The sequence below is a fragment of the Nocardia sp. NPDC058497 genome, from assembly GCF_042720195.1.
GTDB lineage: Bacteria > Actinomycetota > Actinomycetes > Mycobacteriales > Mycobacteriaceae > Nocardia.
Genome location: NZ_JBHXMY010000176.1, coordinates 1 through 10,574, shown reverse-complemented (window position 1 = coordinate 10,574; position 10,574 = coordinate 1). Strand labels below are relative to the sequence as shown.

Here is a 10,574-nt window from a genome sequence, read left to right as displayed (position 1 = left end):
GTCTCGATGAGCCTGCGGTTGTCGCGCTGGTGCAGGCCGATCGACGGCTCGTCGAGCACATATAGGACACCGACCAGGCCGGACCCGATCTGGGTGGCGAGCCGGATGCGCTGCGCCTCGCCGCCGGACAGCGTCGCCGCCGCGCGCGAAAGCGTCAGATACTCCAAGCCGACGTCGAGCAGGAAGCCCAGGCGCGCCTGGATCTCCTTGAGCACCTGACCGGCGATCGCGGCCTCGCGCTCCCCCAGAGTCAGCGAGTTCAGGAAGTGCGCGCAGTCACCGATGGACAGATCGCTGACATCGGCGATCGACTTGTCGGTGCCGTCGGCGGCCAGGGTGACGGCCAGGATCTCCGGGCGCAGCCGGGCGCCGTGGCAGACCGGGCACGGCACATCGCGCATGTAGCCGTCGTAGTGCTCCTTCATCTGCTCGGACTCGGTGTTGTCCATGCGCCGGTGCAGAAACGGCATCACGCCTTCGAAATCGGCGTAGTAGGAGCGCTTGCGGCCGTAGCGGTTGACGTAGGACACGTGCACCTGGTCGGAGCTGCCCTCGAGCACCGCCTTGCGCGCCTTCGCGGGGAGGTCCTGCCACGGGGTGTCCATCGAGAAGCCGATCGACTCGGCCAGGCCCGACAGCAGCCGGTTGAAGTACTCGGCGGTCTGCCCGCGCGACCACGGCGCGATGGCGCCCTCGGCCAGGCTCAGCTCGGGATCGGGCACCACCAGTTCCGGGTCGACCTCCTTGCGGATGCCGAGGCCGGTGCAATCGGGGCAGGCGCCGTAGGGCGAGTTGAAGGAGAACGAGCGCGGCTCGAGATCCTCGATGTCGAGCGCGTGGCCGTTCGGGCAGGCCAGGCGCTCGGAGAAGCGGCGCTCCCGGTCGTGGGCGTGCTCGTCGCGGTCGACGAAGTCCAGCACGACGATGCCGTCGGCCAGCCGCAGCGCCGTCTCGATGGAGTCGGTGAGCCGCTGCTTGGACGCGGACTTCACCGCGAGCCGGTCGACGACGACCTCGACGTCGTGCTTCTCCTGCTTCTTCAGCTTCGGCGGATCGGTGAGCGGATACACCACGCCGTCGACCCGCACACGCGAGTAGCCCTGGGTCTTGAGCTGGTCGAACAGGTCGACGAACTCGCCCTTGCGGGTGCGCACGACCGGCGCGAGGACCTGGAACTTGATCCCCTCCTCCATCGCCAGCACCTGGTCGACGATCTGCTGCGGCGTCTGCTTGGCGATCAGCTCGCCGCAGACCGGGCAGTGCGGTGTGCCGGCGCGGGCGTAGAGCAGGCGCAGGTAGTCGTAGACCTCGGTGATGGTGCCGACCGTCGACCGCGGGTTGCGGTTGGTCGACTTCTGGTCGATCGACACCGCGGGCGAGAGGCCCTCGATGAAATCGACATCGGGCTTGTCCATCTGCCCGAGGAACTGACGCGCGTAGGCCGACAGCGACTCGACGTAGCGGCGCTGCCCCTCGGCGAAGATCGTGTCGAACGCCAGGCTCGACTTACCCGAACCGGACAGACCGGTGAACACGATCAGGCTGTCACGAGGCAGATCGAGATCGACACCTTTGAGATTGTGTTCCCGAGCTCCGCGCACAGTGAGGCGTTCCGCCACCTGGTGAATCCCTTCTCCATCGTCATCCGCCGACCGGACATGAACCCCCGTCAGCCATGCTAGGCGGACCCACCGACAAGTTTCGGCGCGCAGCGCGGCGCCCCCGACGGCGGGCGCCGTGTGCAGGGGGCGTGACGAACGTCGTGCGCCGACCAGGCCCCATGACGCGGGTACGCGGATTATGTTGAACGGCAAGGGTGGAACGATCGACATGATGAAGGAGCCGGCGTGCTCGAGGTGTTCCTGGTCGACGACCACGAGATCGTGCGGCGCGGGTTGATCGACCTGCTCGAGGGTGATCCAGAACTCACGGTGATCGGTCAGGCGGGTGGTGTCGCCGAGGCGATGGTGCGCATTCGCGAGGCCCGGCCCGACGTCGCGGTCCTGGATGTGCGCCTGCCCGACGGCAACGGCATCGAACTGTGCCGCAATCTGCTGGCCGAGTTCGACGACCTGCACTGCCTGATCCTCACCTCGTTCTCCGACGAGCACGCCATGCTCGACGCCATCCTCGCCGGCGCCAGCGGCTATGTGGTGAAGAACATCGACGGGATGAAGCTGGCCGACGCGATCAAGCAGGTCGGCGCCGGTCATTCCCTGCTCGACACCCGCGCGGCCGACGCGTTGCGGGCCCGGCTGCGCCGCAGCACCGAACCCTCCGGCGCGCTGGCCGGGCTCACCGAGCAGGAACGCCGATTACTCGAGCTGCTCGGCGAGGGACTCACCAACCGGCAGATCGCCGCGCGGATGTTCCTGGCCGAGAAGACGGTGAAGAACTACGTCTCCCGCCTGCTGGCCAAGCTCGGGGTCGAACGCCGCACCCAGGCCGCCGTCCTGGCGACCAAGCTGCGCGAGCCGTAAAGCTCAGGAGGGGACAACGATGGTGAGGTCGCCGTCGTAGCGGCGGTAGAGCAGGTTTCCGCGGCCGGTGTGGCTGTCGGTGAAGAACAGATACGGCAGGCCGCCGGTGCACAGCACGTCGGAGGCCTCGTCCTCGGCGTAGACCGGCGCGGCGTCCTGCACGACGCGGACCGGCATCGCGCTGGCGGTGAGCGGCAGCTCGGCCGAGGTCCCCGCCGCGGCGGTGTGCCGCTGCCTGGCCAGGCTGACGCCGTGCGGATCGGCCCAGGTGACGATCGCGTCCTCGCCGGTCTGGGCATCGGTGAACAGGTAGGCGTCGTAGTCCATCGCGTCGAGCACGGTGCTGGCTTCCAGCGGGGTGCCGGTCATCAGCGCGCAGTCCTTGCGGCGGATGATCGGCCTGGTCTCGGTGATCTGGGCCAGCGGGCGCCGCGCCGGGTCCGGCCACGCGCCGCGCGCTTCCTTGCCCGCGCGCCGGGCCAGCTGACGATCGAGCCGCTCGGCGGCGAAGGTGACGGCGAAGCCGCCCGGTCCGGTGACCTGCACGCGGGTCAGCGTGTCGTTGGTCCGGATGTTGGCCTGCACCAGGGTCGGCTCGTCGGAGCCCTGCGGCGCGGTGACGCGCACGCGGGCCGGACTGTCGAGATGGTGCCTGCGCATCACGCGGGTGATGGCGCGGACAGCGCGGGTGACGTCTTGCGGTGGTACCTCGCCGCGGGTGGTCACCGCGAGCTCCGGGTCCGCGGCGGTCGTCCAGTGCTGGGTAGTCGACAACGAATTCATCTCTTGCCCCACTTCTCGATCCCTTTTCCCGGTGCCCTATGCCACCATTCCCCTCCTTGCGAGTGAAGGGCCGAAAGTCCCCACATTGCGGACTAGACTTTGCGTTCGACGGTTGGGGTGGTGCGGCGACGGGATACGGCGATGGCGAATGACGGTCGGAGCGGCCGCTATTCGGTGGGCCGAACCGTGTCGCAGCAGCGATTACGCGCGCTGCTGGGCGAGGTGGCCGACCGGGTCGAGGTGATGATCGGCTCGCGCGATCGGATGGACGGCCTGGTCGAGGCCATGCTGACGGTCACCGCGGGCCTCGACCTGGACGAAACGCTGCGCACGATCGTGCGCACGGCGATGAACCTGGTCGACGCCCGCTACGGCGCGCTCGCGGTGCGCGGCCACGATCGGCAGGTCTCGCAGTTCATCGACGAGGGCATGCCCGACCAGATCAGGAACCGGATCGAGCGATTACCCGCGGGCCACGGCGTGCTCGGCGCGGTGTTCGCGGAGAAGGCGCCGCTGCGGCTGGACGATCTCACCGAGCACGCGTCGTCGGTGGGTTTTCCGGCGGGCCATCCGCCGATGCACACGTTTCTCGGTGTGCCCGTACGCATTCGGGACGAGGTCTTCGGCAGCCTGTATCTGACCGAGAAATTCGACGGACAGCCGTTCACCGAGGAGGACGAGGTCCTCGTGCTGGCGCTCGCGGCCGCGGCGGGGATCGCGGTCGACAACGCGCGCCTCTACGAACAGGCCCGCACCCGGCAGGCGTGGATCGAGGCGACCCGCGATATCGCGACGGAATTCCTGGCAGGCACCGAATCGGATCGGGTGCTGGCGCATGTGGTCGATCACGCGCGCGGCCTCACCGGATCGCATCAGGCGTTCCTGGCCTCGGTGCCGGTGCCGGACGAATTGCCCGGCGAGATCTCGGAATTGGTGATCACGCAATGGACCGGACCCGATGCCGGACAGGACTGGCAGACCGTCCCGATCGCGGGCACCGCCCTGGGTGACGCGTTCAGCAGGCGCACGCCGCTGCGCTTCGACGACATGTCGACGGCGACGCTCGGGGTCGAGTTCGCCGACGCCGAATCACCCGGTGCCGGACCGGCTCTGGTGTTGCCGCTGTGCACGCCCGACGCGACGCTCGGTGTGCTGGTGACGATCCGGCCACCCGGCTTCGCCCCGTATTCCGACGAGATGATGGAGCTGACGGCCGCGTTCTGCGATCAGGCCGCGCTCGCGGTCCGGCTGGCGGACGCCCAGCGGCGGATGCGCGAACTCGATATCGTCGCCGATCGCGACCGCATCGCCCGCGATCTGCACGACCACGTGATCCAGCGCTTGTTCGCGATCGGCCTGACGATGCAGGCGACGCTGCCCAAGACGGTGGTTCCCGAAGTGCGGCAACGCCTGTCGACGGTCATCATGGATCTGCAAGAAGTGGTGCAGGAGATCAGGACCTCCATCTTCGACCTGCACGCCAGCGGCCCCGGCCACAGCGCGGGCCTGCAGCAGCGACTCGAGCTGGCGATCCGGCGCCAGACCGCCGACATCGCCATGCGGGCCACGATCCAGGTGTCAGGCCCCCTGTCCGTGCTCGATCCGCAACTGGCCGACCATGCCGAGGCCGTGGTCCGCGAGGCGGTGAGCAACGCGGTGCGCCATTCCGGGGCCGATACGGTCGCGATCGTCATCGACGTGGCCGACGACCTGACGATCACCGTCAGCGACAACGGCTGGGGCATCCCCAATCACGTGATCCGCAGCGGGCTGCGCAATCTCGAGCAGCGCGCCCTGGAGGCGGGCGGGCACTTCGACATCGGGCCCGCGCAACGCCCGGACGCCGACGGCGATCACCCGGAGATGACGGGAACCCAGCTGCGCTGGGCGGTACCGCTGCCCCAGGACTCGCCGACCACCGGCGGGTACGAGCTGGCCGGTGGGCCGGACGCGGGCGAGGGCGACTGAGCCCGGCGGTTCAGGCGGGCCCGAGAACGACCGCGCCGTTGTTGCCGCCCATGCCCATCGACAGTTTCACCGTGAATCCGCCGGTCATCGGAGCAGGTCCGTCGAGCAGCCGCGGGTGCGCGGGCGCCATGACCGGTGCCGACACGGCGATGCCGCGCTCGTAGGACAGCGCGATCACCGCGACCTCGACGGCCGCGGACGCGCCCTGGCAGTGCCCGGTGAGCGGCTTGAGCGCGGTGATCACGGGACGATCGCCGAAAACGGCGGTCAGCACGGCGCGTTCGGCGGCGTCGCACTGCCTGGTACCCGTGGCGTGGGCGTTGACGTAACGCACGTCGGCGGCGTCGATCCCGGCCACGGTCAGCGCGCGCCGGGCGCAGGCGATGAGCTGGGTGTGGGTCGGCTCGACCGAGACGACGTGGAAGGCGTCGTTGGTCATCGCGCCGCCGAGGATCCGGGCATAGGGCGTGTCGACGGCGTCGGAGAGCAGGAAGGCCGCCGAGGCCTCCGCGATGGTGAAGCCGAGGGTGTCGTCCTGGAACGGCCTGCACGCGGTGAACGGGTCGGCGTCGGCGACCGCGGCGCCCAACCGGACGAAATGCTCCAGCATATCGGGCGTCGCCGAGATGTCGGTGGCGATGCACAGCACGTCGTCGACCAGGCCCGCGTCGCGCCACATCTTCGCGGTGAGCAGCCCGGCGGTACCCGAACTGCACGCGGCGGACACGTTCATCGCGGGACCGTGGAAACCGAACTCCTGCATGACCACCGAGATGGGGGTCGACGGCAGCAATCGCAGGTAGTCACGGGAACGCCGGTGGCCGTGATCGACCAGATAGAAGTCGCGCCAGTCGGCGACATCGCCCAGGGTGAACGCGTGCACCAGGCCGACCGTCCTGCCGTCCCGGCGCCAGCCACGGGCCTCGGCATCCGCCACCGCCTCCACGGCCGCCGCGTGGACGGCACGCCCGAACAGGCTTCGACCGTGAGCTGGATCACCGCCGTCGGGCACCCGGCCCACCCAGGCGTGCTGATCGCGATCGGGGCCGTACCCGGGGTACAAACGGGCGGCCGGTTTTCCACCCATGACCCCCTGCCACAGCTGTTCGCGGCTCCAGCCGTAGCCGGAGACGACACCTATGCCTGCGATCGACATAGAATCGAGATGGTGGACCCTGCTGCCGGGAAGCACGCCCGATTTCACCTCGCTCCTCGCGGATCTCATCGAGGGTCACCACACTAGTCCTGTTTCGCCGTTGCCAGACCAGGTCGAGATCGGGGGTTTCACAGTGGGAGAAGCCAATACCGACGCGGCGAGCGCCGAGCAGCTCGCACAGCGGTACCGGTCGCTGGTCGAACACACGCCCGACGCGATCTGTGTGCACGAGGCGGGGACGGTCGTTTTCGTCAATCCCGCGATGGTGCGATTGCTCGGCGCGCGCTCGGCCGACGAGCTGCTCGGAATGCCGGTCGTGCGATTCGTCGATCCCGATTCGATCCCCGCGATGCTCGAGCGGATCGACCAGCTGACCGCAGAGGGCGCCGCCTCGCCGCCCACCGAGATGGATCTGGTCCGTATCGACGGCCGCACGGTTCCGGTCCAGACCGTGGCGGTGCTCACGGCGTGGCAGGACAAACTCGCCTACCAGGTGGTCGTGCACGACCTGACCGCACAGCGGGCCGCCGAGGCGTCGGCGCGGCGGGCCGAAGCGCACTTCACGACGGTGGTGTCGCAGCTGGAGGAAGGCGTGCTCGTCATCGATCCACGCGGTCGGCTGGAGTCGATCAATCCGGCGGGCAAACGGATACTCGGCATCGACGACGCGACGCCGATGGTCGGCCGCACCATCGACGAACTGCCCGTGACCTTGATCGACCGCAACGGGCAGCCGCTGCCGGCCGGCCGGCATCCGATGGCGCACACCCTCGCGACCGGCGAGGCCGTCACCGGGTTCATCTTCGGCGTCGAACACACCGACGGCCATCAGGTGTGGTTGTCGTGCAGCTGCCGGCTGCTCAACCCGGACAGCCCCGATTCCTCCGGGGTGTCCTCGTTCGCCGACATCACCGAGTTCAGGGCCAGCAGGCGCCAGCTCGAGTACCAGGCCACCCACGACGCGCTGACCGGGCTGGCCAACCGCTCGCTGATCCTGTCGCAGCTCTCGGCGGCGCTGGCCGACGAAGCCGGCAGCCTGGTCACCACGGTGCTGTTCATCGATCTCGACGGCTTCAAGGCGATCAACGACACCCTCGGCCACGCGATCGGCGACACGGTGCTGCAGATCGTCGCCCAGCGGTTGCAGCGCGCGCTGCGCGCCGAGGACCTGGTCGGCAGGCTCGGCGGCGACGAGTTCCTGGTGCTGCTCGCCGGTCATCCGCACCGCGCCGACCTGCCCGGACTTGTCGAGCGGTTGCGCACCACGATGGCCGAGCCGATCATCGCCCGCGGGCACCGGCTGGAGGTGAGCGCCTCGATCGGCATCACCGAGCTCGGCCCGCACGAACTGCGCACCCCCGAGGCCGTCCTGCACGACGCCGACCTGGCGATGTACCGGGACAAGCCCTCGGGTCATCGTGACCTCGGTCTCGGTCAGAATCGACGTTCGAACAACACCCACGCCTCCTGACAGACTGTTCGGCGTGATTGTCGAACACGCCATACTGCCCGTGCGCCCCGGACTCGCCGAGGCCTTCGAGGTCGCGTTCGCGCAGGCGTATCCGATCATCGCGTCGATGCCCGGTTTCGGCGGGCTGTCGCTGTCGAAGTGCGTCGAACGTCCGGACAGCTATCTGCTGCTGGTGCGCTGGGCGCAACTGACCGACCACACCGAGGGTTTCCGCGGATCGCCGGAATACCAGCGCTGGCGCGCGCTGTTGCACCACTTCTACGATCCGTTTCCCGTGGTCGAGCACTTCACGCCGATCGTCGGTGACGATCTCTTCGCCGAGTAGACTCGACAACTCTGTTCTCGCCGGTGACAAAGGAGTCCTGTTTTGCCCGACCGCCTCGCCGATGAACGCGCCGCGGAACAGCAGTACCTCTCGGTGCTCTACGACCGGCTCGACGGCATGCGCGACTACGCGCAGAACCGGCTGAAGACCGTGCTGCTGGAAACCGGCGGCACCCCGCAGGCACGCAGTGAACGCGAGTCGTTCACCCAGCTCTACAGCGAGGACCTGGCCAAATACGACGCCGCCGAGCACGGCCTGTGCTTCGGCCGGATCGACCTGGACGGCAGCGAGCCCGAGTCGCGCTACATCGGCAGGCTCGGCATCCTCGACGAGGACAACGACTACGAGCCGCTGCTGCTGGACTGGCGCGCTCCCCTGGCTCGCCCGTTCTACCTGGCGACTACCGCCAACCCCGAGGACGTGGTCCGCCGCAGGCACATCCGTTCGCGCAACCGCGCGGTCACCGCGATCAACGACGAGTATCTGGATCTGCGCGCCGCCGAGCGCGACGGCGTGGTCGGCGAAGACGACGGCGTCGGCGGCGAGAGCGCGCTGCTGTCGGCGCTCAACGCCGCCCGCACCGGGCACATGAACGACATCGTCGAGACGATCCAGAGCGAGCAGGACGCGATCATCCGCTCCGAGCACAAGAGCGTGCTCGTCGTGCAGGGCGGACCGGGCACCGGCAAGACCGCGGTCGCGTTGCATCGCGCCGCCTACCTGCTCTACACCTACCGCCAGCAGCTGGCCAAGAGCGGCGTGCTGATCATCGGCCCGAACGCCACCTTCCTCGACTACATCGGCCAGGTGCTGCCCTCGCTCGGTGAGACCGGCGTGCTGCTGTCCACCATCGGCGACCTGTACCCCGGCGTGAAGGCGGTCAGGGAGGATTCGCTGCGCGCTGGCGAGATCAAGGGCTCGCTCGACATGCTCGAGGTGCTCAAGCAGGCGGTGCGTGATCGCCAGGAAGTGCCGTCGGAGCCGGTCCGGCTCACCTTCGACGGCTATCCGGTCACGCTGGACCGCAAGATCGCGACCAAGGCCCGCGGCCGGGCGAGGTCGTCGCGCCGCCCGCACAATCTGGCCAGGCCGATCTTCGCGTCCTCGGTGATCGACGCGCTCACCGATCAGCTGGCCGCGACCATGGGCGCCGACCTGTCCGGCGGGACGAGCCTGCTCAGCTCGGCCGACCTCAGCGAGATCGGTGACGAGATGCGCGCCGACCCGCAGGTCCAGGCCGCTATCGGCAAGCTGTGGCCGATCCTGTCGCCGCAGGAGGTGCTGGCCGACCTGCTCGCCGACCCCGCCCGCCTCGACCGCGCCGCCAAGACCTTGGGCCCCGAGGACCGGGCCGAACTGGTGCGCACCGACGACGGCACGTTCGGCGCAGCCGACGCCCCGCTGCTCGACGAGCTGGCCGAACTGCTCGGCGTGGACGACACCGAGGAACGCGAGCGCTCCCGCCGCCGCTGGCGCGCCCAGCTGGCCGAGGCGCAGGACGCCCTCGACATCCTCACCGGTTCCGCGCCGCAGGACATCGAGGACGAGCTCGACCCCGAGATCCTGATGGCCTACGACCTCATCGACGCCTCCCAGCTGGCCCAGCGCCAGGAATTCGGCAACCGGCAGACCACCGCCGAGCGCGCGGCGGGCGACCGCACCTGGACCTACGGGCACGTGATCGTCGACGAGGCGCAGGAACTGTCGCAGATGGCGTGGCGGATGGTGATGCGGCGCATCCCGAACCGGTGGATCACCGTGGTCGGCGATGTCGCCCAGACCGGTGATCCGGCGGGCGCGTCGTCGTGGCAGCGGGTGCTGGAACCGTATGTGGCGCAACGCTGGAAGCTCACCGAGCTCACCGTGAACTACCGCACCCCGGCCGAGATCATGGCCGTCGCCGCCGATGTCCTGGCCGCGATCGATCCGGGTGTGCAGGTGCCGCGCTCGGTCCGCGACTCCGGCAATCCCCCGCGCGCACACCGGGTTCGGCCCGACGCGGTGGCGGGCGAACTGGCCCGGCTGCTCGAGGCCGAACACGGACCCGGCACCAGTGCCGTGCTCGCGCCCGCCGCGCTCGTGCCCGAGTTGTCAGCGCTGGCCGGTGAATCGGTGCAGGTACTGACCGTGCACGACGCGAAGGGTCTCGAGTTCGACCGGGTGTACCTGGCGGAGCCACAGGCGATCCTGGACGAATCACCGCGCGGGCTCAACGATCTCTACGTGGCGCTGACCCGCGCGACCCAGCGGCTGGCGGTCGTGCACACCGAGGACCTGCCCGAGGTGCTGTCCGCGCTGGCATAGGCCCCGGAAATACCTCGAGGGGGGGGCGGGGGCGGGGGCCCCCCAAGTGGGACTTGTAATGTGTCCGTGTCATATAAAAAAAATAAG

8 protein-coding genes are annotated in these 10,574 nt (G+C 69.1%); 5 read left to right on the top strand and 3 right to left on the bottom strand.

Translation table 11 applies throughout. The features are described from left to right. Positions 1-1,619: excinuclease ABC subunit UvrA (uvrA, locus tag ACFWPJ_RS14515; protein WP_378851199.1), on the bottom strand; the 1,619-nt coding region annotated here is incomplete at its 3' end. Between the two features lie 228 nt (positions 1,620-1,847). On the opposite strand from uvrA, the gene ACFWPJ_RS14510 reads away from it, so the two are divergent. Continuing rightward, positions 1,848-2,480 (top strand): response regulator transcription factor, encoded by a 633-nt coding sequence (locus ACFWPJ_RS14510; protein WP_189034038.1) that lies wholly within the window; start codon positions 1,848-1,850, stop codon positions 2,478-2,480. Between the two features lie 3 nt (positions 2,481-2,483). Here the strand turns inward: ACFWPJ_RS14510 and ACFWPJ_RS14505 are convergent, their stop codons facing one another. Then, positions 2,484-3,263 carry a sigma 54 modulation/S30EA ribosomal C-terminal domain-containing protein gene (locus ACFWPJ_RS14505; RefSeq protein WP_378851196.1) on the bottom strand — a complete coding sequence of 260 codons (780 nt, stop codon included), beginning with the start codon at positions 3,261-3,263 and terminating at the stop codon, positions 2,484-2,486. Between the two features lie 141 nt (positions 3,264-3,404). Between ACFWPJ_RS14505 and ACFWPJ_RS14500 the strand changes: the two genes are divergently transcribed. Further along, entirely contained in the window at positions 3,405-5,231 is a 1,827-nt protein-coding gene (locus ACFWPJ_RS14500; protein WP_378851194.1) for a GAF domain-containing protein, read from the top strand. A gap of 10 nt (positions 5,232-5,241) precedes the next feature. On the opposite strand, the gene ACFWPJ_RS14495 is transcribed toward ACFWPJ_RS14500, so the two are convergent. Beyond that, positions 5,242-6,387 (bottom strand): beta-ketoacyl synthase N-terminal-like domain-containing protein, encoded by a 1,146-nt coding sequence (locus ACFWPJ_RS14495; protein ID WP_378851191.1) that lies wholly within the window; start codon positions 6,385-6,387, stop codon positions 5,242-5,244. A 133-nt stretch (positions 6,388-6,520) separates the two neighbouring features. Here ACFWPJ_RS14495 and ACFWPJ_RS14490 point away from each other — a divergent pair, with 133 nt between their 5' ends. Genes ACFWPJ_RS14490 through ACFWPJ_RS14480 form a run of 3 tightly spaced genes read left to right on the top strand, consistent with a single transcriptional unit; the run spans position 6,521 to position 10,487 of the window. Then, positions 6,521-7,858: a diguanylate cyclase domain-containing protein gene (locus ACFWPJ_RS14490; protein WP_378851188.1), complete on the top strand. Its 1,338-nt coding sequence runs from the start codon at positions 6,521-6,523 to the stop codon at positions 7,856-7,858. 13 nt (positions 7,859-7,871) lie between these two features. Continuing rightward, complete coding sequence (locus ACFWPJ_RS14485) at positions 7,872-8,183, top strand: antibiotic biosynthesis monooxygenase family protein (protein ID WP_378851185.1); 312 nt, start codon at positions 7,872-7,874, stop codon at positions 8,181-8,183. 42 nt (positions 8,184-8,225) lie between these two features. Beyond that, a complete protein-coding gene (locus tag ACFWPJ_RS14480) occupies positions 8,226-10,487 on the top strand; it encodes a HelD family protein (RefSeq protein ID WP_378851182.1) in 2,262 nt (753 codons plus the stop codon). The last annotated feature ends 87 nt before the right edge of the window (positions 10,488-10,574 follow it).